Here is a 24,211-nt window from a genome sequence, read left to right on the forward strand (position 1 = left end):
CGAAGTAGGTGTGCCGGTGGGGGGCGTAGACGATGTGCTCATACACCTCATCGGTGATGACGTAGGTGTCGTACTTGGCGGCCATCTCCGCAATGGTCAGCAGCTCCTCCCGGGTGAAGACCCGGCCGCAGGGGTTGGAGGGGTTGCACAGCACCAGGGCCTTGGGACGTTGGCGGAAGGCAGCCTCCAGCTCGTCCACGTCGAAGGTGAAGGCGGGCGGGTGCAGTGGCACATAGATGGGCTCCGCCCCGGAGAGGATGGTGTCTGCCCCATAGTTCTCATAGAAGGGGGAGAAGACGATGACCTTGTCCCCGGGGTTGGCCACGGTCATCATGGCGCACATCATAGCCTCGGTGGAGCCGCAGGTGGCCACGATTTCCTTGTCCGGGTCGATGGTGCGGCCCATATAGCGGGACTGCTTGCGGGCCAGGGCCTCTCGGAAGTTCTGGGCCCCCCAGGTGACGGAGTACTGATGGGGGCCCTCCCGGGCCACCTGGGCCAGCCGTTCCAGGATCGCCTGGGGCGGCTCGAAGTCGGGGAAGCCCTGGGACAGGTTCACCGCGCCGTACTTCAGGGAGACGCGGGTCATCCGCCGGATCACGGAATCGGTGAAACTGGCGGTGCGTTCAGAAAGAGGCTGGGGCATGGTCAAAATCACTCCTTACTTTGGAACAGTTGGGAAAAAGTCCTGCCAAAGCGCAATATTTTTATCAGTATAGCACGTCACGGGACAGCTGTCACCTCCGGAATCCGCAAAGGGGCGATACCTGATGCGAAAAAACGTTGGGAATTCCGGGGGGATGTGCTATAATAGATGAGAAAGGGGCACGGCCATGCACGTTGCATTTTCCGCTCTGCTGGCGGAGGGGCGGCCTTTTCTGGGGACCTTCATCCAGTCCGCTGCACCGGAGTTTGTGGAGGCCGCGGGCTACGCCGGGTTCCGGTTCTTGACCGTGGATCTGGAGCACACCTATTACGGCCCGGAGAAAACTGTGGAGATGGTCCGGGCCGGGGAAGCGGCGGACCTGTGCGTCCTGGCCTGCGCGACACCATCCTGATGTACCAAAAGTGCCGGGAGATTATGGGGCAGGTGCTGGAACCCGGAGCCATTTGATTTTCAAAGCAACATAACGATAGAAAGGAAGCTGCGAACATGAACGAGACATTGAAGGTTTTGAAGGAGCGCCGGAGCGTCCGCAAGTACAAGGCGGAGCAGATCAGGGACGAGGAGCTGAACGCCATTCTGGAGGCGGGCACCTGGGCGCCTTCCGCCAAGGGACTCCAGACCTCTGTCATGGTGGTGGTCCAGGACCCGGAGACCATTGCCTGGATGTCCAAGCTGAACGCGGAGATCCAGGGCAATCCCGGCACGGATCCCTTCTACGGTGCCCCCACCGTGGTGGTGGTTCTGGGGGACGGAGAGAAGCTGAACTGGCTGCAGGACGGCTCCCTGGTGATGGGAAACCTGATGACCGCTGCCGCGGCTTTGGGACTGGGCTCCTGCTGGATCAACCGGGCCATGGAGCTTTTTGACCGGCCGGAGGGCAAGGAACTGCTGAAGAAGTGGGGGCTGCCGGAGACCTACCGTGGTGTGGGCAACTGCATCCTGGGGTATGTGGAGGGGGACCTGCCCGCCCCCAAGCCCCGGAAGGACGGCTGGATCCTCCGCGTGTGACAGATACACAGGGCGGCGGGAGCATTCCCGCCGCCCTGCTGTTTTGCTGCGGTAGCCCTTGGCGAATCGTATGCAATCGCTTCATTTGGTGAAATCAACAGAGAGGCCTGTAGATATGATCGGCTTGTGATTGCGCTCAAAAAGATGAAAGTTCCCACTTGATTGTATCCATATCCACATAGGCATGTACTGGATTGCGTGGATCAAGATAAATAACGGGCTGCTGAAAATCAGTAGCCGGCTTTATCCATGACAAGAGGCTTTTGACTGTATAAGTCCGTCCGCCATAACAGTAGGAGCATTGAACGACCCACGGAGAGCATTGCCCGGGCCAGTTTACAAATGTCTTTGTGTTCCAGTTGATCCAAACTAGATGTCGAACGGATTGAATTTTTCCGACCACTGAAATGCCGTTTGTTTTTAGGTGCTTTCTGCGCTGCTCCTGCAGACCGCACCTCGCCAAACAGACAACACTGCCCAATAAAAGGATCGCCCCGATTGGGATAAAAAACCAATTGCAGCCGCCATTCACAGGGATGTCTGTGATATAAAAGAGCATCCCGAGGAAAACAAAAATGATTCCCATCAACCCAAATATAAAAGCACATAAGGACCAGATCGTTTGGGGCTGGCGCATACAATCCCTCCTGATACACAGGCTCACTGGAAACACCCCTATTTTATCATACAGACCCATTTTTCACAAGGTCGGTTGGTGAAAGACGGAGTTCAGGCCATCACAACGGAGCTTGAAAAGGGAACTGCGGACCTCCCCCCCTTGCGTCGGCGGGGAAATTGCGATACACTGGACGGGAGAACACGAAGGCGCTGCCCCGGGAGACCGGAGGGGCGGCCGCCGTTTGGAAAGGAAGAACCACCATGCCAGATATCACCGCGGTAACCCATGCCCAGAACATCCGCTACGACCGGAAGGCGGAGGCCCTTTACATCATCGACCAGACCCTGCTGCCGGGGGAGGAGAAGGAGATCCGCCTCCAGACCATTGACGAGATGGTGGAGGCCATCCGGGCCCTGCGGGTGCGGGGGGCCCCGGCCATCGGCATCTGCGCCGCCTACTGCATGTATGTGCTGGCCAAGTCCATCCGGACCGAGGACCGTCCCACGTTTTTGAAGCGCCTCAGCGACTATGGCCAGCAGCTGGACGCGGCCCGTCCCACGGCGGTGAATCTGGGCTGGGCCATCCGGGAGATGATGCGCACCGCCTTGGAGCATGTCCACGATACCCGGGGCCAAATGCTGGACGCTTTGTACGAGCGGGCAGTAGCCATCCATGAGGACGACATCGCCAAATGCAGGGCCATCTCCGAATACGGTCTGAGTCTGCTGAAGGAGGGCGACGGCGTCCTGACACACTGTAATGCCGGGCCCCTTGCCACCTCCCGATACGGCACGGCCCAGGGCCCCTTCCTGCTGGCGGCGGAGCGAGGGATGCACATCCGGGTATTCGCCGACGAGACCCGCCCCCTGCTCCAGGGCGCCCGGCTCACCAGCTATGAGCTCCAGCGGGCCGGGGTGGACGTGACGCTGATCTGCGACAACATGGCCTCCATTGTCATGAAGAACGGCTGGGTCCAGGCCTGCTTCGTGGGCTGCGACCGGGTGGCCGCCAACGGCGACACCGCCAACAAGATCGGTACCTCCGGCGTGGCGATTCTGGCTAAGCACTACGGCATTCCCGTCTACGTGCTGGGCCCCACCTCCACGATTGATATGGCCTGCCCCGACGGGGACCACATCCCCATCGAGGAGCGGGACGGCGAGGAGATCAAGACCATGTGGTACGAAAAGCCCATGGCTCTGCCCGAGGTGAAGTGCTACAACCCCGCCTTCGATGTGACGGACCATGAGCTGATCGCCGGCATCGTCACGGAGAAGGGCATCTGCCGCCCGCCTTATACCAAGAGCCTGAAGGCGCTGTTTGACGACAAGAAGTGACAACGAAATGGAATATCTGACATCTACATTACAAGGAGGAATCAAAAATGGCCATCAAGGAATCCCCATCCGCCTCTATCGCGGCGGAAGAGAGCCAGATTGCAAAAGCTGTGCTGATGCCCGGCGACCCCCTGCGGGCCAAGTACGTGGCGGACCACTATCTGGAGGAGGTGGTGTGCTTCAACACCGTCCGGAACATGCTGGGCTACACCGGCACCTACAAGGGCAAGCGCATCTCCGTCATGGGCCACGGTATGGGCGTGCCCTCTATGGGTATTTACAGCTATGAGCTGTACCAATTCTTCGGTGTGGATACCATCATCCGCATCGGCTCCGCCGGCGGCATCGGGGATGATGTGAAGGTCCGGGATGTGGTCATCGCCCTGGGGGCCTCTACCAACTCCCACTTCGCCGACCAGTACCGGTTCCCCGGCCAGCTGTGCGCCACCGCCGACTTCCGGCTCCTCCGGGACGCGGTGGAGACGGCGGAGGCCATGGGCGTCCGGGCAGATGTGGGTCAGGTGTTCACGGCGGACCAGTTCTACAACGACAACCCCGACGCCGGGGCCATGTACCGGAAGTTCGGCATCCTGGCGCTGGAGATGGAGACGGCTGGCCTCTACTGGACGGCCCAGCGGCTGGGGAAGCGGGCGCTGTCCCTGCTGACCATCTCCGACCACATCTTCACCGGGGAGTCCCTCTCCGCCCAGGAGCGGCAGGACTCCTTCCACGAGATGATGGAGATCGCCCTGGAGACTGCCTGGAAGTCCCTGGAGGGCTGACGTATGGCGCTGTTCGGAAAGCGTGAGAAGGCCTATGAGGTCTGGGGCGACAAACCCCGGTGGAAGGAAGCCCGGCAGCGGCTGAAGGATGCTGGCATCAAGGTCATGGAGACCGGTTTCTATGAGACGGAGGCGCCGGCGTGCGGCTGCGGCGCCAAGCTGGACCACCGGGACTTCGGCCCCAACGGGAAGATCGACCGGCTGACCTACTACATCTCCGTGAAGCCGGAGGACGTGGAGCGGGCGAAGGAGCTGCTGGCGGATCTGGTAAAGCCGGAGCACGTGGCGCCCCAGTAACCGGAACTGCAAAAGATAAGGACCCGCTGGGGCGTGTGCCCCGGCGGGTCCTTCTTCTGCAAAAAACGTTTTGACAGGACAGGCAAAGTTTTAATTTAGAGCAGTGCGGGCCCCTTCGTCTGAGAGCCGTCCGATAGAGGCGGCCGCACAGTTCTCTGCGCTGCTTCCGGAACGGTTCGGCCTGCCTGGGAATGCCTCAGCTCACTCCGCTGTCAGATCGTACACCACGCCGCCCACAGAGATGGAGGCCATGTCCTCCATGGGGAGGACCTCAGAGAACACCTCGCCCTTGGAGCAGACAGTGACGCCATCCTCCGGGCCGATGCTGCCGCCGGCGTTGGACAGGTCGATCACCGTGCCGTCGGTGAGGGTCAGCAGGATTTCCACGTTTTCGAAGTACCGCTGTGTGGTGAGGCGGTCCTCTTCGCTTTGCCGGCCGCTGCCGGAGTTGCTCCACACCACCTCGCTGTCCACGGTGTAGTCCACCTTGTAGGCCACGGGAGAGAGGGTGATGGAGTCGATGGTGAAGGTCATGCCGTCCTGGGTGAAGGTCTCGCCGCCGCTCAGGGTGACGGAGCTGTCCTCGTAGGTCATCTCAAACTTGAGCTTCCACTTGCCCTCGATGATGGGTACGGCCTCGCCGGCCTCCTCGTCCCACTTGTAGAGGTTCTCGAACACACCGGTGGCGGTGCAGTCGTTGATGGGCTTGTCGGCGCTGACCGTCTCCACCATCTGGATGGAGCTGGCTGCGGGATCCTCCACCACAAAATAGCTGCTGCCGTGGCTTCCGCCCAGAATGCTCAGGTCCGTGCCGTTGCCGTGGACCAGCAGCATTTCGCCTGTGATGTCCTCCGGCAGCAGGCGGGTACCGTCGTCCCGACTGATGGTGTAGACGATAACGGCATTATACGCATCGCCCATGACGGCGTCGGCGGTGACGGTGACGCCGTTGTCCGTGTCGCTGGCGCCCACGGGATAGCCGATCTTGTCGATGATCTCCGTCTGAGCGGGTGCCCCGCCGAAGAGGGGAGAGAAGACCTCCGCAGCGGACCGCAGGATGCCGGTGGCGCCGGCGGTGCCCACTGCCAGCACCAGCACCGCCGCAGCGGCGATCAGGGCTATCCGGCGGACGGGGCGGCGAGCGGGCCGGGTCTGCTTCCGCGCCGCCTCCGCGGCCCGGCGGGCGATGGCGGCCTTTTCCTCCTCTGTAAAGTGCAGGCTGTTCAGGGACTCCTGATATTCAAACGGGCTGTTCATAGCCATATCCTCCCAAAAGTTCTTTCAGCTTCGTCCGTCCCCGGGCCAGCCGGGTGTGGACGGTTGCGGTGGGGATGCCCAGGATTTGACCGATCTCGGCAGCCTGGTAACCCTCGTAATAGAACAGGTAAATGACGGCCCGGTAGTGGGGCGGCAGCTGATTTACCGCCTCCAGCACAGACCCGTCGCCCGCCTGGGGGGCGGGGACCTCCAGTCCGACATCCAGGGATTGCGACCGCTGCCGCCAGGGGCTTTTCAGCAGGTCCTTGCAGGCGTTGGCCGCCATCCGCAGGATGTAGGCCCGCTCGTGCTCCGGGCTCTTAAACTCCCGGGGCTCCATCAGCAGCTTCACGAAGACCGTCTGGCAGATATCCTGGGCATCGTGGGTGTTTTTCAGATAGGTGTAACTGAGGCGGAGGATCGCGTCGGCGTATGTGTTGGCCAGCCGCTCCGCCTGTTCCATATCGTCCATGTATCTCAACTCCTTTGGAGCGCTCTCACCCAGGATACGATCCGGCGGGGAAAAAACTTTCAGGGAGGGGAAAGTTTTTTTCAGGGCAGGAAAAAGCGGCCCCTGGGGCCGCTTAGATCCGGTTTTATTCTCCCACGATTAAAGCAATCAGCTCCACGGGTTCCGTGCCCCGGTTCTCCAGGCCGTGGACCTCGCCGTAGCCGGTGGCGCAGATGTCGCCGGGGCGGACCACGATCTCCTTGCCATTGTCGTTGAACACGCCCTCGCCCTTGATGATGTAGTAAAACTCGGTCTCATGGTCGTGGGGGTGGTCGCCGATGGAGCAGCCTGGGTCCACGGTGACGTGGGCGAACAGGCGGCCGTGGTTATAGAGGCCCTCCTTGTCCGTCAGGTCCTTCATGTGGATGAGGCCCTTGCCGTTCTGGACGCAGGCATCCCGACGGGGGCACTTGTCGGATGGGGTGAACATGGCAGTCTCTCCTTTTTATTGATCTGCCGGTGGTCTTGCAGAGCCCCGGCGAAGATGATACCATCATAGCAGAGGCAAAGGGGAATGTCCAGCCGGGAAATCTCCGGCGGCGGGCGGCTTTTTTGCGAAAAAGGCTTGACTGTCAAGTCCCTTGATACTTTATCCTGAGGCCAAAGGAGGCGGTATCATTGACCAGCAAGGAGATGGAGGCCCGGTCCGGCGTGCCCCGGGCCAATATCCGCTACTACGAGGCGGAGGGGCTGCTGGCCCCCGCCCGGTCCGGTAACGGCTACCGGGATTACAGCGAGGAGGACCTGCGGGCCCTGGAGAAGATCAAGCTGCTGCGGCGGCTGGGGGTAACCATCGAGGCGCTTCGGGCCTTGCGGGACGGCAGGGCGGAACTTTCTGCCGTGCTGGACCGGCGACTGGCGGAGGTGGGCGGCGAACAGGCCGCCCTGGGCCGGGTGGAGCGGGTCTGCGGCGACCTGCGGCGGACCGGCACCACATTCACCGGCCTGGACCCGGGGAGGTACCTGGCGGACCTGGACGCCCCGGCCCTGCCGGGGGAGGGCGGCCCCTGGTGGGAGAAGGCATCTGCTTCGGCCCTGCCGGAGACGGACCGGCTGCCTACGGTGTGCAGCGCCTCCCGGCGGCTGTTCGCCCGAATGTTCGATGAGATGCTGGTGCGGATGCTGCTGGTGGCGGGACTATGCCTGCTGGGGTATAACCCGACTCGGGCCGCACTGGCTATCAGTTTCGCGGGGGTGGTCCTGCTGGGTGTTTTGGAACCTCTGTCCCTGCATCTCTGGGGCACCACGCCGGGCAAGGCCCTGTTGGGGATGCGGCTGGCTGGAATGGATGGAAAAAACCTCCCATACAGCGAGGGCGTGACCCGCTATCTCATGATGCTATGGATGGGATTGGGCTTTTATATCCCCATACTGTCTCTTGTGATGATCCTCCGATCTGCTTGGCGGTGCTGGAAAGAGGAGCCCCAGCCCTGGGACGACGGGGTGGCCTACACCGCAAAGCCCTTCCGGCTCCGATACGCCGCATCGCTGATCCTGACGGTACTCCTGGTGCTGATAGTGGGAGAGGCTGTCAACAGCTGGTCCCAGCTGCCGCCCAACAGAGGGGATCTGACTGTGGCGGAGTTCGCGGAGAACTACAACCGCCAGGCGGAATATCTGGACTTTGGCGGCAGGGCCTATCTGGATGAAGACGGCCAGTGGCAGGAAAAGCCGGAGGATGGCAGCCAGATCATCTCCCTGGAAGACCTGATGGATGTGAACCCCTGGGACGATGCCAAGGCGTTCCGCTACACGGTGGAGGACGGCCATGTCACAGCGGTCACCATGTCCGGAACCTTCCAAAATACCACAGCTATGTGGGTGGAAACACCTGACAGCTATGTGCCCCAAATCGTGACGGCCCTGGTCTGGGGGCGCAGGGAGGCGCCTTTCTGGTCTCTCTCCCGGCAGGCCCAGCTGCGGGAGCAGGAGGAGGCGGACTGGGAGCGGGGCTTCACCCTTCATCAGCCGGGGGTAATCATCACGGCAGAGGTGGAGCAGACAGGCTTTTGTTACTTCCAAGGCATGGGCTGGCAGCCGGTGGAGGAGGGCAACCGCCTCTCCTTCACCTACACCGTGGCCCTGGACAACGGATGACCGGAAGCAAAACGGCACGGCGCGGAGATCTCTCCGTACCGTGCCGTTAATCCTGGGCAAACAGGGCGTTGTAGTCCACTTTCAACGCCTCGGCCAGCTTGTCGATCTCAAAAATGGAAGTGGAGCGGTAGCCCGTCTCGATGTGGCCCAGCATGGTCTCCGTGATATCGCAGCCGTTGGTCTGCAGCTGGGCGGCCAGCTGCTTCTGGGAAAGGCCGCGGAGCTTCCGGTAGTATTTCACTTTCGCGCCGATGTTGCGGGTCAGAGGGGTACTTCTTTTCATTGCCATACTCCATAGAATCATGGGTTTTCTTTAAATGATAAAAGGAGCATTTGTCGGAAATCCTCTATCTATGAAGAAAATTTCATTTTTAGGGCTGGAAATGTCAGGGCGGGAACAGGGGAAAGGGAGATTGCAAAAACACCATCCTGGGTGTAAAATCACGTTAACTTCTGTTTTGTGCGAAGTTGAATTTGTTAAAAGCATAGAATTTTTCTTACTACCGAATTACCGCTTTACTTTGCTAATAAAATAAAGTAAAATAAATGCTGAAATCAACGCGGGCTGATAGTCCGCCGGGAGGAGAGTCCCCATGGAACTGGATCTGAACGTCCTGCGGCCCCAGGAGCGGGCATCGCTGCAGCTGCGGCTGCTGTATGAACAGGAGGGCTTCCGCAAATACCACATGGGTCGGTTCGAGGAATACGGTCTCTATCAGGAGAACCGCCGTTTTCTTTCCAGCGAGCAGGTCATCACCTTTACGGACCTGGACGGGCGGCTGCTGGCGCTGAAGCCGGACGTGACCCTCTCCATCGCCAAGAATGCCCAGGTGGGGCCCGGCGGCTGCGGCCGGTACTACTATCAGGAAAACGTCTACCGCCCCAGCCAGGAGAGCCATACCTTCCGGGAGATCAGTCAGATGGGCCTGGAGTGCATCGGTGCCGTGGATGATGCCGCTGCGGCCCAGGTGGTGTCCCTGGCCCTGCGGAGCCTGGCCCTGACCGGGCGGGACTTCGTGCTGGAGATCAGCCACATGGGCTTCGTCACCGGCCTCTTTGACGCGGTGGGCGCCCAGGAGGCTGTGCGGCCCAGGCTCCTCACCTGCATCCGGGACAAAAACGTCCATGAGCTGCGCAAAGCCGCTGAGGCCGCGGGCCTCTCCCGCCAGGGGACGGACGCACTCTGCCGCCTGGGGACTCTGGCAGGGCCCTGGCAGGAGGTTCTTGCTGCCGCGGAGGTGCTGGCCCTGAACGCCGCCATGGGGGCGGCGCTGGAAGAGCTGCGGGGCCTGTGTCGGGCGCTGGAGGACCAGGGGCAGACGGACCACTGGAAGCTGGACTTCTCCCTGGTGAACGATATGGAGTATTACAACGGCTTGGTGCTCCAGGGATATCTGGCGGGAGCGCCCCGGGCAGTGCTCCGGGGCGGGCAGTATGACCCCCTGGCGGAGCAGTTCCGCCCCGGCGCCCGGGCCATCGGCTTTGCGCTGTACTTAGACGAGCTGGACCGGCTGTCCGACGCGGCGGCGGAGCCGGCTGGCCCGGTGATGCTGAACGTGGCCCTGCCCAAGGGCCGCCTGGGAGACAAGGTTTACGACCTGCTGGCGGGCGTGGGCTACGGCTGCCCGGAAAACTACGCCGACACCCGGAAGCTGGTGGTGGAGAACCGAAAGGCGGGCATCCGCTACTTCTTGGTGAAGCCCAGCGACGTGGCCATCTACGTGGAGCACGGCGCGGCGGACATCGGCATCGTGGGCAAGGACATCCTGGCGGAGTCCGGCGCGGATGTGTATGAGCTGCTGGACACGGGCTTGGGCAGGTGCCGCATGTGCGTGGCCGGGCCGAAAGACTTTACCGAGGACCAGAGCCGGGCCCTGCGGGTGGCCACCAAATTCGGGAATATCGCCAAGCGGTACTACGCCGCCCAGGGCCGGGACATCGACATCATCCAGCTGAACGGCTCCATTGAGCTGGCCCCCATCCTGGGCCTCTCCGATGTGATTGTGGACATCGTGGAGACGGGCACCACCCTGCGGGAGAACGATCTGAAGGTGCTGACGGAGTTCATGCCCATCTCGGCCCGCTTCATCGCCAACCGGGCCAGCTACCAGTTCAAGCACCAGGAGATCGAGGCGCTTCTGGGCAGGCTGAAGGAGGTGACGGAGGCATGATTCCCATCTATGAGGCGGACCGCCTGGAGGACCTGCCCCTCTTTGACCGCCCCCCCCAGGCGGAGGAGGACGTGGATGCGGCGGTGGCCGCCATTCTGGCGGACGTCCGCACCCGGGGGGATGAGGCCCTGCGGGAATACACCCGCCGGTTCGACGGCGCAGATCTGGAGCGGTTTGAGGTGACGGCGGAGGAGCTGCGCGCCGCCTGGGACTGTGTGGACGGGAATTTCCGGGAGACGCTGCGGCAGGCGGCGGACAATATCCGGCACTTCCATGAGGCACAGGTCCACCGGGACTTCTGCCTGACGGACCGGCCCGGCGTGGTGCTGGGCCAGCGATACACGCCTGTCGAGCGGGTGGGCATCTGCGTACCCGGCAGCCCGGTGGCTTTTCCCTCCACCATTTTGATGAACGTCATCCCTGCCAGGATCGCCGGGGTAAAAGAGATCGCGGTGGTGACGCCGCCGAACCAAAACGGCGCCATCTCTGCAGAAGCTCTGGCAGCGGTAAAAATCGCCGGGGCGGACCGGGTGTTCAAGATCGGCGGCGCCCAGGCGGTGGCGGCCCTGGCCTACGGCACGGAGACAGTCCCCCAGGTGGACAAGATCGTGGGTCCCGGCGGCGTCTTTGTGGCTGCCGCCAAGCGGAAGGTGTTCGGACAGGTGGACATCGACATGATCGCCGGCCCCAGTGAGATCCTGGTGGTGGCGGACGGGAAGAGCGACCCCGCCTGGGTGGCGGCGGACCTGTTGAGCCAGGCGGAGCACGACGCCCACGCCGCCGCCGTGCTGGTGACGGACAGCCGCCCCCTGGCGGAGGCCGTCCAAAACGAGGTGGAGCGCCAGCTGACGGACCTGCCCCGGCGAGATATCGCTCAAAAGTCCTTAGAGGCCAACGGTAAGATCCTGGTGACAAAGGACCTGGCCGCGGCAGTGGAGGCCGCCAACCGCATCGCTCCGGAGCATCTGGAGTTGTGCGTGGACGATCCCTTTGCCCTGCTGCCCCTGGTCAAAAACGCCGGCAGCGTTTTTCTGGGCCGCCACACGCCAGAGGCGCTGGGGGACTATTTCGCGGGTCCCAACCACACCCTGCCCACCAGCGGTACGGCCCGGTTTTCCAGTCCCCTCAGCGTAGACGACTTTGTGAAGAAGACCCAGTTCATCTACTACACCCGGGAGGCGCTGGCAGACGCCGCCCCCCGGATCGCGGACTTTGCAGAGCGGGAGGGCCTCCACGGCCACGCCCGGTCTGCCCTGTCCCGCACGGAAGAGAAAGGAGAGTGATCCCATGAGCCGCTGGATTTCCCAGGAGGCGGAGCGCCTTGCCCCCTACACCCCCGGCGAGCAGCCCCAGGATCAGCAGTATGTAAAGCTGAACACCAATGAGAGCCCCTTCCCCCCGTCGCCCAAGGTTCTCAAGGCCATCAACCGGGCGGAGATCCTGAAACTGAACCTGTACTCCGACCCCACCTGTGCCGCGCTGACGGAGGCCATCGCCAGGCGCTATGAGCTGAAAGCCAAGAACGTGCTGGCGGGCAACGGCTCTGACGAGGTGCTGGCCTTTGCCTTCCGGGCCTTCTGCGGAGCGGGGCAACCCGTGGCCTTTGCGGATGTTACCTATGGGTTCTATAAGTCCCAGGCTGCCCTGTTCGATCTGGATGTGAAGATAATCCCCCTGCGGGAGGACTTCACCTTACATGTGGACGACTATATGGATTTCCCCGGCACCATTGTCATCGCCAACCCCAATGCCCCCACCGGTATTGCCGTGCCCCGGAACGACATCCAGCGGCTGCTGGAGGCGAACCCAGACCGAGTGGTGATCGTGGACGAGGCGTATGTGGACTTCGGCGCCGAGAGCTGCGTGCCCATGATCTACCGTTATGACAACCTGCTGGTGACCCAGACTATGTCCAAGAGCCGGTCCCTGGCCGGCGGTCGGGTGGGCTACGCATTGGGCAGCCCGGAGTTGATCGCGGACCTGAACCGGGTGAAATACAGCTTCCATCCCTACAATGTAAACCGGCTGTCCATCGCGGCAGGGGCCGCCGCTGTGGCGGACGAGGCGTACTTCGCCGCCTGCACCGCTGCCATCCGGCAGACCCGGGCCTGGACCGTGGGAGAGCTGGAGAATTTGGGCTTCACTGTCCTGCCCTCCCAGGCCAACTTCGTCTTTGTCCGCCACAGCCAGCTTCCCGGTGAGACCCTGTACCGGAAGCTGAAGGAGAACGGCGTCCTGGTCCGCTGGTTCGACGCGGACCGGATCCGGGACTATATCCGCATTACCATCGGATCCATGGAGCAGATGGAGACCCTGGTGGAGGAGCTGACGGCCATCCTGGAAGAGCTGTAAGGAGGCGGAGAGATGCGCACTGCTGATATCAGGCGGGACACCCGGGAGACCCGGATCCAGCTCTCTTTAAACCTGGACGGCACTGGGAAGGCGGACATCGCCACCGGCGTGGGGTTCCTGGACCACATGCTGGAGCTGTTCGCCCGGCATGGGGATTTTGACCTGACCGTCCGCTGCCAGGGGGACACTCAGGTGGACGGCCACCACAGCGTGGAGGACATCGGCATCTGCCTGGGCCGGGCCTTTGCAGAGGCCCTGGGGGACAAGCGGGGTATCACGCGCTACGGCCAGTTCCTCCTGCCCATGGACGAGACGCTGGTGCTGGTGGCCTGCGACCTTTCCGGCCGGGACTATCTGGGCTGGTCCGTGGACCTGCCCGCCCAAAGGGTGGGGGACTTCGATACGGAGCTGGGCAAGGAGTTCTTCCTGGCCTTCGTCCGGGCGTGCCCCATGTCCCTCCACATCCGGCAGATGGCCGGGGAGAACACCCACCACATTCTGGAGGCCGTGTTCAAGGGCGCGGGCCGGGCCTTGAAGATGGCTGTGGCCCCGGACGAAAAACACCGGGATGAAATTCCCAGCACGAAGGGTGTGCTGTAAATGATTGCAATTGTAGACTACGGCGTGGGGAACTTGTTCTCCCTGCTCTCCAGCCTGAGGGCCCTGGACCTGGAGGCGGAGGTCACCGGCGACGCCGGCCGCCTCCGGGCGGCAGACCGGATCATCCTGCCCGGCGTGGGCGCCTTTGGGGACGCCCGCGCCAAGCTGGATGCCACCGGCTTGGTGCCGGTGATTCAGGAGGAGGCGGAGAAGAAGCCTCTCCTGGGCATCTGCCTGGGGATGCAGCTGCTGTTTGACAAGAGCTTTGAGTACGGGGAGCACCCCGGCCTGGGGCTGGTGCCCGGCCAAGTAGTGGACCTCCGCCGGGACCTGACGGACAAGACGCTGAAGGTCCCCCACATGGGCTGGAACAGCTTGCAGATTTTGAAAGATGACCCCCTGTTCCGCCACGTCCGGGACGGAGAGTATGTGTATTACGTCCACAGCTTCTATGCCCGGGACTGCGCCGCCGGCACTCTGGCCGCGTCCCGGTACGGCAATGTGGATGTCACTGGTGTGGTGCGCCGGGGAAACGTCTACGGCACCCAGTTCCACCCGGAGAAATCCGGGGACACGGGACTGCGGCTGCTGCGGGCCTTTGCAGAACTGTGAGGGAGGATGCCATGAGACCTATGAGACGACAGGACAGGGCCGTCACGGCTCCGGAGAAAATCCGGGCGGTCATCGACGCATGTGAAGTCTGCCGCCTGGGCCTTCAGGACGGCAGAGGCGTCTACGTGGTGCCGGTGAACTTCGGCCACACGGTGGAGGGCGGCCGCCATGTCTTTTACTTCCACGGCGCCGCGGAGGGGCGCAAGGTGGACCTGGTCCGCCGAAACGGCTGGGCCGGGTTCGAGCTGGACACCGGCTACCGGCTTCAGGGGGCGGAGGCGGCCTGCGGCTACACCGCCGCGTTTCAAAGCGTCATCGGCGAGGGCCCCATCCGCGTGGTGGAGACGGCGGAAGAGAAGCGGCGGGGTCTGGCGGCTATCATGCGCCAGGCTACCTGCTGCGGGGACTGGACCTTTCCGGACGCGGCGGTGGACGCCGTGTGCGTCCTGCGGCTGGATGCGGAGGAGCTCTCCTGCAAGGAGCACCTATAATTAGATTGGGAGGAGACGGCATGAGGCGGATCTGGCTGGGTTTTGCCTGGATCCTGTTCGGCATTCTGCTGGTATTGGTCGGATTTGAGCCCCCTGCGCTCACGATTCTTAGTTGGATGCGGGCCTATTGGGCCCCGGTGGGTCTGCTCTGTGGGATCATCGGTCTGGTGCTGGTGCTTCTGGACAACAAGAACAAAGATTGACAGAGGAGACGTGGTCTATGCAGATTTTTCCCGCCATTGACCTGCGGGGCGGACAGGTGGTCCGCCTGTATCAGGGAGACTATGACAAAGAGACGGTCTACGCCCAGGACCCCTGCGCCGTGGCCCGGGACTTCATCGCCGCCGGTGCCGGATACCTCCATGTGGTGGACCTGGACGGCGCCAAGGACGGCACCCTGGCCAACTTTGACACCATCGCCGCCATTGCCGGACAGGGTGGCCTCTACATCGAGGTGGGCGGCGGGATCCGGGACGAGGACCGCATCCGCCGGTACCTGGATCTGGGTGTGGGCCGGTGCATCCTGGGCACCATCGCGGTGAAGGATTTCGACTTCACGGAGCGGATGGCCCAAACATACGGCGACCGGATCGCCGTGGGGGTGGACGCCCGGGACGGCTACGTGGCCGTCAGCGGCTGGAAGGAGCTGTCTGCGGAAAAGGGCGTGGACTTTTGCCGCCGCCTCCGGGACGCGGGCGTCCAGACCGTCATCTATACGGACATCAGCCGGGATGGGGCGGAACAGGGCACCAATCTGGCGCTCTACCGGGAGCTGGCAAAAATTGAGGGCCTGGACATCACCGCCTCCGGCGGCGTCAGCAGTCTGGAGGAGCTGCGGGAGCTCCGGAAGATCGGGACCAAAGCCGCCATTCTGGGCAAGGCCCTGTACACGGGCCGTCTGGATTTAAAAACGGTCATCCGGGAGGTGGGCGCATGTTAGCTAGGCGGATCATCCCCTGCCTGGACGTGAAGGACGGCCGGGTGGTGAAGGGGACCAACTTTGAGGGTCTGCGGGATATGGCAGACCCGGTGGAGATGGCCCGGTTCTACAACGAATCCGGGGCGGACGAGCTGGTATTCTATGACATCACCGCCTCTGCGGAGGGCCGGAACCTGTTTACGGACATCCTGCGGCGGGTTGCGGGCGAGATTTTCATTCCCCTGACGGTAGGGGGCGGCATCCGGACGCTGGAGGACTTTGACCGGGTCTTGAAATGCGGCGCCGACAAGGTGAGCGTCAACTCCGGCGCCATCGCGGACCCCGCCATCATCGGCGCGGCAGCCAAGAAGTACGGCGACCAGTGCGTGGTGCTCAGTATGGACGTGAAGCGGGTGGACGGGCAGTTCCGCCTCTTCGCCAAGGGCGGCCGGGAGGACACCGGCATCGACGCTATGGAGTGGGCCGCCCGGGGCGTGGCCGACGGCGCCGGGGAGATCGTGTTGAACTCCATCGACACCGACGGCGTCAAGCAGGGCTTTGACCTGGAGATGCTGGACGCCCTGGCATCACGGGTGAGCGTGCCCATCATCGCCAGCGGCGGCGCCGGGAAAATGGAGGACTTTGCCCAGCTCTTCACCCACCCCGGCATCGATGCGGGGCTGGCGGCGTCCATCTTCCACACCCGGCAGGTGGATATCAAGGAGCTGAAGCACTATCTGCGGGCGCAAGGCGTGGAGATGCGGATCTGACAGAACGCCCGGTCCCGGACGGGAAGCGGAGTCCCAGCCGCCCACGGGCGGCATACCCAAGAAAAGGAGACAGCACCATGGATTTGAAATTTGACGCAAACGGCCTGATCCCCGCCATCGTCCAGGACCACTACACCAAGGAGGTCCTGACCCTGGCCTACATGAACGCAGAGAGCCTGGCCATCACCATTGACGAGGGCCGGACCTGCTTCTTCTCCCGCAGCCGCCAGCAGCTCTGGCGCAAGGGGGAGACCTCCGGCAACGTCCAGCATGTGGTGTCCATCACCGCGGACTGTGACAAGGACGCCCTGGTGGTGGAGGTGGTGAAGGACGGCCCCGCCTGCCACACCGGGGCGGAGAGCTGCTTCTTCCGGCCGGTCTACCTCTCCGAGGAGTTGAAGGCTTTCAGCTATGAGGGCCTGTACCGCTTGATCCAAGGGCGGAAGACCGATCCCAAGGAGGGCAGCTACACCACTTATCTTTTTGAAAAGGGCCTGGACAAGATCCTGAAGAAGGTGGGTGAGGAGTGCACCGAGGTCATCATCGGCGGCCGCAAGGAGGACAGGGAGGAGACCATCTATGAGATCGCCGACCTGACCTACCATGTGATGGTGCTGATGGTCCAGATGGGCATCACCCTGGAGGACGTGACGGCGGAGTTGGAGAAGCGCCATGTCATCGACCACAAGGTGAAGCAGGAGCGGATGCAATGAATCTGACACCGGAATGCTGCTCCGTCCACACCCACTCCGTTCTCTGCGACGGGAAGGGAACCCTGGCGGAGATGGCTGCGGCCGCGTATGCGGCAGGGGTCCGCTTCTTCGGCGCCTCCGGCCACAGCCACACGGAGATCCCCCACGACGCGGGCAACGTCCTGCCAACCGATCCGGCGGAATACCGGGAGCAGGTGCTACGCCTCCGGGAGGAATACGCCGGCCGGATGGAGGTCCTGCTGGGCATCGAGCAGGACAGCCGGTCCGCACAGCCGGTTCCGGACTGGGCGGACTACTGGATCGGCTCCGTCCACAACCTCTATGACCCGAAGACCGGGAAGTACCATGGCATAGACTGGGACCGGGAGCGGCTGATCGCCTGCCGGGACCAGATGTTCGGCGGCGATATGCTGGCCCTGACAGAGGGCTACTACCGGGATGTAGCCGCCATGGCGGACCGAAGACCCGCCATTCTGGGCCACATTGACCTGGTGACCAAGCTGAATCGGGGAAATGCCCTGTTTGACGAGGACGATCCCCGCTGCCGCACGGCGGCGCTGGAGGCCCTGCACCACACGGACCCGGATGCCACGCTGCTGGAGGTCAACACCGGCGCCATCTCCCGGGGATACCGGGACACGCCCTATCCGGCGGTGTTCCTTCTGCGGGAGTGGCGGGGCATGGGAGGACAGATCATCCTCACCGCCGACGCCCACAGCCCGGAAACGGTCGTGTACGGCTACGGCCAGGCGGCGGAGCTGGCAAGAGCGGCGGGTTTCCGGGAATGTGTTCTGCTGACCGGGAGGGGTTGGAAGCCCTGCCCCCTGTGAAATGACGGGAAACTTTCATAAAAAAGGCGCGGTGAAAACCGCGCCTTTCGGTTTGAATGCCAGTTGTAGCGGTGCGGAGAAATTGATAAAATAAAAACAATCTTACCGAAGAACAAAGGAGACGGGCCATGTATCATACAGTGATCTTTGACCTGGACGGCACCCTGCTGGACACGATTCAGGACCTGACCAATGCCGGAAACTGGGTCTGCCGCCGGAACGGCTGGCCGGAGTACTCCGCAGAGGAGTTCAAGACCATGGTGGGCCATGGAATCCCCAATCTGGTGCGGCGGTTTTCTCCGGAGAAGAGCCGCAGTCCCCTGCTGCTGGCCAATACTCTCGCCCAGTTTTCCGCCTATTACGGCGCCCACAACATGGACGAGACACGGCCCTATGACGGCATCCCGGCACTGCTGGAGCGGCTGGGGAGACGGGGAGTGACCCTGGCGGTTTACTCCAACAAGGCGGACGGCTTTTGCCGGGAGATCGTGGAACACTACTTTCCCGGTGTCTTCCATCTGGTGCGGGGCCAAGTCAAGGGAGTGCCGGTGAAGCCGGACCCGGCGGGCATCCACGCTCTGCTGGCCGACCTGGCAGTGCGCCCGGAGGAGACGTTGTTTGTGGGAGACAGCGGCGTGGATATGCAAACGGCCCACAACGGCGGCCTGACGGCCTGCGGCGTCACCTGGGGATTTCGGAGCCGGCAGGAGCTGGAGGACGCCGGGGCGGACCATCTGGCGGACACGCCGGAGGCCCTGGGAGACTATATCCTGGCATGAGAAGAGGCGGAGCCGCGGCTCCGCCTCTGTTTTTTATTGGACCGTGACGGTGTATGTGTCCGGCAGTGCGGCGGCAAACAGCTGCTCTACGCTGGAGACGGCTTTGGCGCGAGCCTCCGCCAGAAGCCCGCGGGACAGGGCCTTTTCCTCCATGGCTGCCTTCTGATCCGACTGGAAGGAGGTGAAATCCTCCACTGTGAAGGGATTGAAGATGGAGGTCTTCTCGTCGAACACCTCCATGCTGTCCTCATCGATCTCGTGGGAGAGGATCTCCGCCTCCGGCAGTGTGATGGTGACCGTGGTGCCGCTGACGGACACCTCCGCCCCGTCCAGGTCCACCCCGGCCTTGACGGTGCCGTCGTAGGTAAGAATGAAGGACTTGGTGGTGAAGGGAATTTTCACCCCGTAGAAGTCGTTGCTGCTCTCGAACTGGGCCATGTTGGTGTAGGCGTAGGTGACCGTGGCCAGCTCCCGGATCTCCGACAGCTGATTCTGCAGGACGACCGTGTCTATTTTCGCTGTCTCAGACCGGCCGGCGGACCACCGCCCGCCCAGAAAGCAGGCGCCGCCCACCAGGGCGCAGAGAAGGATGCCCAGCCACAGGTACCGGGCTGTCCTCAGGGGGTGGAGGGGTTCTTTCACAGTGCTCATAGCGGCTCCTTTTCCACGAAATGTATGCTTTGCCTTATTGTACCATGTTCCCTGGAAAAGGCAAGGACCTTCCCAAGCCCTTTCGGAAAAAGACAGGGCCGCAGCTGTTGCCGCGGCCCTGTGTGTTTTCTGCGCGCCGTCTTCCTGTTCAAACAGGCAAAACGCTTCTCTGTCCGTTTTTATGCTGTGCGGCCGCTGGCGGCATTTTCATGGTCCGTCAGAAGCCCGTCGGAATCGTGGACCCGGGCATTGCGCAGCATTTGTCCGTAGGATACGCCGGGATGGCTGTTCTGCTTGGTGACGGCATCCTCCACGGTGGTGTCGCCGCCGGTGAGGGCGCTGTCACCTCTGTCGGTGGTGTTCTGGTCGTTCTTGTGATCGCCGGTCCCGTTGTCCTTGTTGCTATTATTGTTGTTGTTGTCGGGGTCCAGGACGTCCTCGCCGGCATCCATGATGTCTTCGCCAGCGTTCTGGATATCCTCTCCGACCGTGTTTTGGCCGTTGTTATCTTGGTTGGTGTCTTTGTCGTTGCCGCCGCAGGCGGTCAGGGCAAACACCACCAGGACAGAGGCCAGCAAGAGCGTAAACTGTCTTTTCATGGGTTGACCTCCCTTTGCGCGGGCGTTTGTTTCGCGATACCCAGGTGTTATTGTCTCCGTGGCGTCTGGATTTAGCAGCGGAAGTTTCCGCCAGCGCCGGACAGTCGAATGTTGTCCGAATTTTGAAAAAGTGCTTGCATTTTCCAGCAGGATATGATATATAAATAATAGTAATTATTACTATTTAAGGAAGAAAGCCTATGCCGCAGCGTTTTTCCCAGCAGCGGGAGCGGATCTACCAGACTGTGCTGGAGAGCCGCGCCCATCCCACGGCGGAGATGGTCTATCAGCAGCTGAAGCCGGAGATGCCCCGGCTGAGCCTGGGGACCGTGTACCGCAATCTCCAGCAGATGGCCCGGGAGGGGCGGTTGACAGAGCTGGACGGCCCTGTGACCCGCTTTGACGCGGTGACTCGGCCCCATACCCATTTCCGCTGCCGCGCCTGCGGGGCTGTGCTGGATCTGGAGACTGTGCCCTATGACGAGAGGCTGGACCGTCTGGCTGCGGCCCAGGGCTGCGTGGTCACGGGCCACACCCTGATATTCACCGGACACTGCCCGCGCTGTGCGGGACAGGACGGCCGGCATGAGTATAGACCAGAGGAAAAAAGAGACAATTGTAAAATTTGAAAGGAGTCAGACACATGGAACTGAAGGGCAGCAAGACGGAAGCCAATCTGTGGATCGCGTTCGCCGGGGAGTCCCAGGCCCGGAACAAGTACGACTATTTTGCCAGCAAGGCCAAGAAAGAGGGCTACGAGCAGATCGCGGCCATCTTCCAGGAAACCGCTCTGAATGAGAAGGAGCACGCCAAGCTGTGGTTCAAGGCCCTGGACGGCATCGGCAGCACTGAGGAGAACCTGGTGGCTGCCGCTGCAGGCGAGAACGAGGAATGGACCAAGATGTACGCCGAGATGGCGAAGACCGCCGAGGAGGAGGGCTTCCTGGCGCTGGCCGCCCAGTTCGAGGGCGTGGCCAAGATCGAGAAGACCCACGAGGAGAGGTACTTAAAGCTGCTGGACAACCTGAAGAAGGGCGAGGTCTTCAAGAAGGGCGAGAAGGTCATGTGGTTCTGCCGCAACTGCGGCCATGTGGAGATCGCCGAGAGCGCGCCGGCGGTGTGCCCGGTGTGCAAGCACCCCCAGGCCTACTTCCAGGTGAAGGCCGAGAACTATTGATCCCACTGTCCACAGGGGACCTCCTTTTGGGAGGTCCCCTGTCTGCGTCTCCAGCCGCCCTTGTAGAAATAGATAAAAAAGAGGGCGTAACTGCCGGAAAATTGTGAAAGATAGGCTAAAAGACGAAAAGACTGTGTACGGTTTCCTGGAAATTTTAAAATGTTTGTGAAAAACGCCGTTGACTGTCTGTGTAAAACCGGGTATGATGTTATCAGAAAAATCATCGGTTATCATGTGGAGCTGTTGGAACAGACTTGGTTGACTTGGTATAGAAAAGGAGAGCTGGATCATGTATACACAGGAGATCACCGTAAATAATGAGGTAGGTCTGCACGCAAGACCGGCCACGTTCTTTATCCAGAAAGCAAATGAGTTCAAGAGCGGCATCTGGGTTGAAAAGGAGGATCGCCGCGTCAATGCCAAGAGCCTGCTGGGCGTTCTGTCCCTGGGCATCGTGAAGGGCACCACCATTACGTTGATCGCCGACGGCGCCGATGAGAAAGAGGCTGTCGAGGCGTTGGTGGAACTGGTCAAGGACAACTTTGGCGAATAACACATTCGATACAGGAAGTACGACACGGCCCTGCGGCGCGCAAGGCCGTGTATCTTTTATGCGAGGAGGCGGCGGGCGTGACAAAGGAAGAGCTGCGGGAGAAGGCCAACGACCTGCCACTGGCGCCGGGCGTCTATTTGATGATGGATAAAACAGGCAGGGTCATCTACGTGGGCAAGGCCAAGAAGCTGAAAAACCGGGTGAGCCAGTATTTCCAGGACAGCGCCTCCCACACCGCCAAGACGCGGAACATGGTGTCTCAGGTGTACCGCTTCGACACCATCTTCGTCACCAGCGAGTTCGAGGCCCTGGTGCTGGAGAACTCCCTTATCAAGCGGCACATGCCCCGCTACAACATCCTGCTGAAGGACGACAAGGGGTACCCCTTCGTCCGCCTGTCCAAAGAGGCATACCCCCGCTTCTCCCTGGTGAACAAGATGGCCAATGACTCCGCCCGGTACTTTGGGCCCTTCGGCGGTCGGTTCGAGACCCGCCAGGCCCTGGACGCGGTGTGTGTGGCCCTGCGGTTGCCTACCTGCAGCCGGAAATTCCCACGGGATATCGGGGCAGAGCGCCCCTGTCTGAACTTCCACATGGGCCGGTGCGACGGATTCTGCCGGCCGGAGATGACAGCAGAAGCGTATAACCGCCGGATCGAGCAGGCGGTGCAGCTGCTGGAGGGGAGGAGCAAGCAGCTGCTCCGGGACATGACCGCCGAGATGGAGGCGGAGGCGGAGGCCCTCCACTTCGAGCAGGCGGCGCTGCTCCGGGACCGGATTAACGCCATCGGTGCCCTCAGCAAAAAGCAGACGGTGATCGCGGGCCTCTGTGCCGATACGGACATCTGGGGACTGTACCGGGGATCCGGCAAGAGCTGTTACGCCATTCTCCACATGGAGGAGGGAAATCTGGCCGGCCGGGAGACGGAGCTGTTCTCCGCCCCCAACGAGGAGTCGGAGGCCGAGATGCTCTCCGCCCTGACGGCCCAGTACTACCTGCCCCGGGCCATCCTGCCCCACGAGATCCTGCTGCCCATGGAGACGGAGGACTGCGAAGAGCTGTCGGAGGTCCTGACGAAGCGGGCGGGCCACAAGGTATGGGTCCACGTGCCCCAGCGGGGAGAGAAGGCGGAGCTGCGGGCCATGGCCCAGCGGAACGCCCAGGAGGAGACAGAGCGAGCCACCACCGTGGAGGAGCGGACTGCCTACACCCTGGAGCTGCTGGGGAAGATGCTGAATCTGCCGGAGCCTCCGAAGCGGATGGAGTCCTTCGACATCTCCAACACGGGAAAGAGCGACATCGTGGCCTCCATGGTGGTATACAGCGGCACCCGGCCGCTGAAGTCCGCCTACCGCCGTTTCCGCATCCAGTCTTTGGAGGGACATCCGGATGACTACGCCTCCATGCAGGAGGTGCTGCGCCGACGGCTCCAGCGGGCAGCGGATGGGGACGAGAAGTTTCTGCCCCTGCCGGACGTGTTTCTGATCGACGGCGGCGAGACCCACGCCCGGGCAGCGCAGACGGTGGCCTGGGAATTCGGCGTGGATGTGCCCATCTTCGGCATGGTGAAGGACGACCGCCACCGAACCCGGGCCCTGGTGACGCCGGAGGGCCGGGAGATCGGCATCGTCACCCAGCAGGCGGTGTTCTCCCTCATCGGCCAGATCCAGGAGGAGACCCACCGCTTTGCCATCACCTACCACCACGAGAGCCACAGCAAAAGCGCCACCCGCTCCGCCCTGGACGGTATCCCCGGTGTGGGCGAGAAGCGGCGGGCGGAGCTGCGGAAACACTTCGGCACCATCAAGGCCATCCGGGAGGCGGATGTGGAGACCCTTGCCGCCGTGGTGCCCCGGGCCGCCGCCCAGGCGGTGTGGGAACATTTTCACCCGAAAAACGAGAACGTCTGAAAGCCAGCGGCACAGCCGCTGGCTTTTTTGCGGGAGATGAGGAAAAGGATGCAGCCATTTCGTTTGATAAACAGATCGTGAGGAAAGGACTGGTATTTTCATGAAGAAGGAACACTGCGTTTTGATCCTGATCTGCTGCTTTCTCATGGCGGCTTGCGGCCGCCTGGAAGACATTCCGGAGGATCTGTCGGCGTTTCCAGAGACAGAACGGAAAGAGACCGCCGAGACCCCGGCAGGGCCGCAGTTTGAAACCCTGACGGTTGCCGATGATCCGATCACGGCAGAATTCTCCCTGACCACCCGGCAGGAACCGGCGGCGTTTCTCTATGTCGCCGTGGAGGAGGATTGCACGACCACGGTGAACTGCACCTATGCCTCCCAGGACCAGCCGGTGACGGTGTGTCTGGCCGGTGGGGAGTCCTGGGAACTGCCGGGGGCATCGGAGGAGGCATACGGCGCCATCTGGAGCAACTGGCCGGTGACGCTGCGGCAGGGGGAAAACGTGTTCT

The 24,211-nt window shown here is 62.2% G+C and carries 31 protein-coding genes; 23 read left to right on the forward strand and 8 right to left on the reverse strand.

Annotated features, from left to right (window positions below):
* Positions 1 to 646, reverse strand: a 646-nt coding sequence (locus QVE23_RS05155) for a pyridoxal phosphate-dependent aminotransferase (RefSeq protein ID WP_287967695.1), incomplete at its 3' end; no start/stop codon positions are given.
* A gap of 187 nt (positions 647 to 833) precedes the next feature.
* Here QVE23_RS05155 and QVE23_RS05160 point away from each other — a divergent pair.
* Positions 834 to 1,058, forward strand: coding sequence for an HpcH/HpaI aldolase family protein (locus QVE23_RS05160; protein ID WP_021748165.1), 225 nt, complete (start codon positions 834 to 836; stop codon positions 1,056 to 1,058).
* Between the two features lie 95 nt (positions 1,059 to 1,153).
* Positions 1,154 to 1,675 (forward strand): nitroreductase family protein, encoded by a 522-nt coding sequence (locus QVE23_RS05165; RefSeq protein WP_021748164.1) that lies wholly within the window; start codon positions 1,154 to 1,156, stop codon positions 1,673 to 1,675.
* Positions 1,676 to 1,811: 136 nt separating this feature from the next.
* On the opposite strand, the gene QVE23_RS05170 is transcribed toward QVE23_RS05165, so the two are convergent.
* On the reverse strand, positions 1,812 to 2,312 hold the full coding sequence (locus tag QVE23_RS05170) for a hypothetical protein (protein ID WP_287826834.1): 501 nt from the start codon (positions 2,310 to 2,312) through the stop codon (positions 1,812 to 1,814).
* 242 nt (positions 2,313 to 2,554) lie between these two features.
* Here QVE23_RS05170 and mtnA point away from each other — a divergent pair, with 242 nt between their 5' ends.
* Genes mtnA through QVE23_RS05185 form a run of 3 tightly spaced genes read left to right on the forward strand, consistent with a single transcriptional unit; the run spans position 2,555 to position 4,710 of the window.
* Positions 2,555 to 3,631 (forward strand): S-methyl-5-thioribose-1-phosphate isomerase, encoded by a 1,077-nt coding sequence (gene mtnA / locus QVE23_RS05175; protein WP_119311606.1) that lies wholly within the window; start codon positions 2,555 to 2,557, stop codon positions 3,629 to 3,631.
* 47 nt (positions 3,632 to 3,678) lie between these two features.
* Positions 3,679 to 4,413 (forward strand): purine-nucleoside phosphorylase, encoded by a 735-nt coding sequence (gene deoD / locus QVE23_RS05180; protein WP_136891019.1) that lies wholly within the window; start codon positions 3,679 to 3,681, stop codon positions 4,411 to 4,413.
* A 3-nt stretch (positions 4,414 to 4,416) separates the two neighbouring features.
* Positions 4,417 to 4,710: a hypothetical protein gene (locus tag QVE23_RS05185; protein WP_021748160.1), complete on the forward strand. Its 294-nt coding sequence runs from the start codon at positions 4,417 to 4,419 to the stop codon at positions 4,708 to 4,710.
* 201 nt (positions 4,711 to 4,911) lie between these two features.
* Here QVE23_RS05185 and QVE23_RS05190 read toward each other — a convergent pair whose 3' ends face one another.
* From QVE23_RS05190 to QVE23_RS05200, 3 genes are all read right to left on the reverse strand, one after another.
* Entirely contained in the window at positions 4,912 to 5,967 is a 1,056-nt protein-coding gene (locus QVE23_RS05190) for a DUF4179 domain-containing protein (RefSeq protein WP_287967697.1), read from the reverse strand.
* Positions 5,951 to 6,439: an RNA polymerase sigma factor gene (locus QVE23_RS05195; RefSeq protein WP_119311603.1), complete on the reverse strand. Its 489-nt coding sequence runs from the start codon at positions 6,437 to 6,439 to the stop codon at positions 5,951 to 5,953. Before QVE23_RS05195 ends, QVE23_RS05190 begins: the two co-directional genes overlap by 17 nt.
* Positions 6,440 to 6,563: 124 nt before the next feature.
* Complete coding sequence (locus QVE23_RS05200; protein ID WP_021748157.1) at positions 6,564 to 6,908, reverse strand: cupin domain-containing protein; 345 nt, start codon at positions 6,906 to 6,908, stop codon at positions 6,564 to 6,566.
* A 188-nt stretch (positions 6,909 to 7,096) separates the two neighbouring features.
* On the opposite strand from QVE23_RS05200, the gene QVE23_RS05205 reads away from it, so the two are divergent.
* Positions 7,097 to 8,575: a MerR family transcriptional regulator gene (locus tag QVE23_RS05205; protein WP_287967698.1), complete on the forward strand. Its 1,479-nt coding sequence runs from the start codon at positions 7,097 to 7,099 to the stop codon at positions 8,573 to 8,575.
* Between the two features lie 46 nt (positions 8,576 to 8,621).
* On the opposite strand, the gene QVE23_RS05210 is transcribed toward QVE23_RS05205, so the two are convergent.
* Entirely contained in the window at positions 8,622 to 8,858 is a 237-nt protein-coding gene (locus QVE23_RS05210) for a helix-turn-helix domain-containing protein (protein ID WP_025544054.1), read from the reverse strand.
* Between the two features lie 310 nt (positions 8,859 to 9,168).
* Between QVE23_RS05210 and hisG the strand changes: the two genes are divergently transcribed.
* The 12 genes from hisG to QVE23_RS05270 all read left to right on the forward strand — a co-directional run bounded on the left by hisG (position 9,169) and on the right by QVE23_RS05270 (position 18,812).
* Positions 9,169 to 10,746, forward strand: a complete 1,578-nt coding sequence (gene hisG / locus QVE23_RS05215) for an ATP phosphoribosyltransferase (protein WP_025544055.1) — start codon at positions 9,169 to 9,171, stop codon at positions 10,744 to 10,746.
* Positions 10,743 to 12,029 (forward strand): histidinol dehydrogenase, encoded by a 1,287-nt coding sequence (hisD, locus tag QVE23_RS05220; RefSeq protein ID WP_267288147.1) that lies wholly within the window; start codon positions 10,743 to 10,745, stop codon positions 12,027 to 12,029. The genes hisG and hisD overlap by 4 nt, the downstream gene beginning before the upstream one ends.
* Before the next feature lie 4 nt (positions 12,030 to 12,033).
* Entirely contained in the window at positions 12,034 to 13,098 is a 1,065-nt protein-coding gene (gene hisC, locus QVE23_RS05225) for a histidinol-phosphate transaminase (RefSeq protein ID WP_256264776.1), read from the forward strand.
* A 12-nt stretch (positions 13,099 to 13,110) separates the two neighbouring features.
* Positions 13,111 to 13,698 carry an imidazoleglycerol-phosphate dehydratase HisB gene (hisB, locus tag QVE23_RS05230; RefSeq protein ID WP_287967164.1) on the forward strand — a complete coding sequence of 196 codons (588 nt, stop codon included), beginning with the start codon at positions 13,111 to 13,113 and terminating at the stop codon, positions 13,696 to 13,698.
* On the forward strand, positions 13,699 to 14,310 hold the full coding sequence (gene hisH / locus QVE23_RS05235) for an imidazole glycerol phosphate synthase subunit HisH (RefSeq protein ID WP_021748148.1): 612 nt from the start codon (positions 13,699 to 13,701) through the stop codon (positions 14,308 to 14,310).
* A 20-nt stretch (positions 14,311 to 14,330) separates the two neighbouring features.
* A complete protein-coding gene (locus QVE23_RS05240; protein WP_287554268.1) occupies positions 14,331 to 14,801 on the forward strand; it encodes a pyridoxamine 5'-phosphate oxidase family protein in 471 nt (156 codons plus the stop codon).
* A 20-nt stretch (positions 14,802 to 14,821) separates the two neighbouring features.
* Positions 14,822 to 15,004, forward strand: coding sequence for a hypothetical protein (locus tag QVE23_RS05245; protein WP_021748146.1), 183 nt, complete (start codon positions 14,822 to 14,824; stop codon positions 15,002 to 15,004).
* A gap of 17 nt (positions 15,005 to 15,021) precedes the next feature.
* On the forward strand, positions 15,022 to 15,741 hold the full coding sequence (hisA, locus tag QVE23_RS05250) for a 1-(5-phosphoribosyl)-5-[(5-phosphoribosylamino)methylideneamino]imidazole-4-carboxamide isomerase (RefSeq protein WP_021748145.1): 720 nt from the start codon (positions 15,022 to 15,024) through the stop codon (positions 15,739 to 15,741).
* Complete coding sequence (gene hisF, locus QVE23_RS05255; RefSeq protein WP_021748144.1) at positions 15,735 to 16,490, forward strand: imidazole glycerol phosphate synthase subunit HisF; 756 nt, start codon at positions 15,735 to 15,737, stop codon at positions 16,488 to 16,490. Before hisA ends, hisF begins: the two co-directional genes overlap by 7 nt.
* A gap of 77 nt (positions 16,491 to 16,567) precedes the next feature.
* Positions 16,568 to 17,203, forward strand: coding sequence for a bifunctional phosphoribosyl-AMP cyclohydrolase/phosphoribosyl-ATP diphosphatase HisIE (gene hisIE / locus QVE23_RS05260; RefSeq protein ID WP_021748143.1), 636 nt, complete (start codon positions 16,568 to 16,570; stop codon positions 17,201 to 17,203).
* Complete coding sequence (locus QVE23_RS05265; RefSeq protein WP_287967699.1) at positions 17,200 to 18,033, forward strand: PHP domain-containing protein; 834 nt, start codon at positions 17,200 to 17,202, stop codon at positions 18,031 to 18,033. Before hisIE ends, QVE23_RS05265 begins: the two co-directional genes overlap by 4 nt.
* 128 nt (positions 18,034 to 18,161) lie before the next feature.
* On the forward strand, positions 18,162 to 18,812 hold the full coding sequence (locus QVE23_RS05270) for an HAD family hydrolase (RefSeq protein WP_021748141.1): 651 nt from the start codon (positions 18,162 to 18,164) through the stop codon (positions 18,810 to 18,812).
* A gap of 33 nt (positions 18,813 to 18,845) precedes the next feature.
* On the opposite strand, the gene QVE23_RS05275 is transcribed toward QVE23_RS05270, so the two are convergent.
* Positions 18,846 to 19,463 carry a DUF4230 domain-containing protein gene (locus QVE23_RS05275; RefSeq protein WP_021748140.1) on the reverse strand — a complete coding sequence of 206 codons (618 nt, stop codon included), beginning with the start codon at positions 19,461 to 19,463 and terminating at the stop codon, positions 18,846 to 18,848.
* 179 nt (positions 19,464 to 19,642) lie between these two features.
* Positions 19,643 to 20,062 carry a hypothetical protein gene (locus QVE23_RS05280; RefSeq protein WP_287967162.1) on the reverse strand — a complete coding sequence of 140 codons (420 nt, stop codon included), beginning with the start codon at positions 20,060 to 20,062 and terminating at the stop codon, positions 19,643 to 19,645.
* A 200-nt stretch (positions 20,063 to 20,262) separates the two neighbouring features.
* Here QVE23_RS05280 and QVE23_RS05285 point away from each other — a divergent pair, with 200 nt between their 5' ends.
* The 5 genes from QVE23_RS05285 to QVE23_RS05305 all read left to right on the forward strand — a co-directional run.
* On the forward strand, positions 20,263 to 20,691 hold the full coding sequence (locus QVE23_RS05285) for a Fur family transcriptional regulator (protein WP_021748138.1): 429 nt from the start codon (positions 20,263 to 20,265) through the stop codon (positions 20,689 to 20,691).
* A gap of 14 nt (positions 20,692 to 20,705) precedes the next feature.
* A complete protein-coding gene (gene rbr / locus QVE23_RS05290) occupies positions 20,706 to 21,239 on the forward strand; it encodes a rubrerythrin (RefSeq protein WP_021748137.1) in 534 nt (177 codons plus the stop codon).
* 289 nt (positions 21,240 to 21,528) lie between these two features.
* Complete coding sequence (locus QVE23_RS05295) at positions 21,529 to 21,792, forward strand: HPr family phosphocarrier protein (RefSeq protein ID WP_021748136.1); 264 nt, start codon at positions 21,529 to 21,531, stop codon at positions 21,790 to 21,792.
* Positions 21,793 to 21,869: 77 nt separating this feature from the next.
* Positions 21,870 to 23,702 carry an excinuclease ABC subunit UvrC gene (uvrC, locus tag QVE23_RS05300; protein WP_287967700.1) on the forward strand — a complete coding sequence of 611 codons (1,833 nt, stop codon included), beginning with the start codon at positions 21,870 to 21,872 and terminating at the stop codon, positions 23,700 to 23,702.
* A gap of 100 nt (positions 23,703 to 23,802) precedes the next feature.
* Positions 23,803 to 24,211 (forward strand): hypothetical protein (locus tag QVE23_RS05305; protein ID WP_287967701.1); only part of this gene is annotated, 409 nt, incomplete at its 3' end.

This window comes from Oscillibacter sp. KLE 1728, from assembly GCF_934833455.1.
GTDB lineage: Bacteria > Bacillota > Clostridia > Oscillospirales > Oscillospiraceae > Oscillibacter > Oscillibacter welbionis.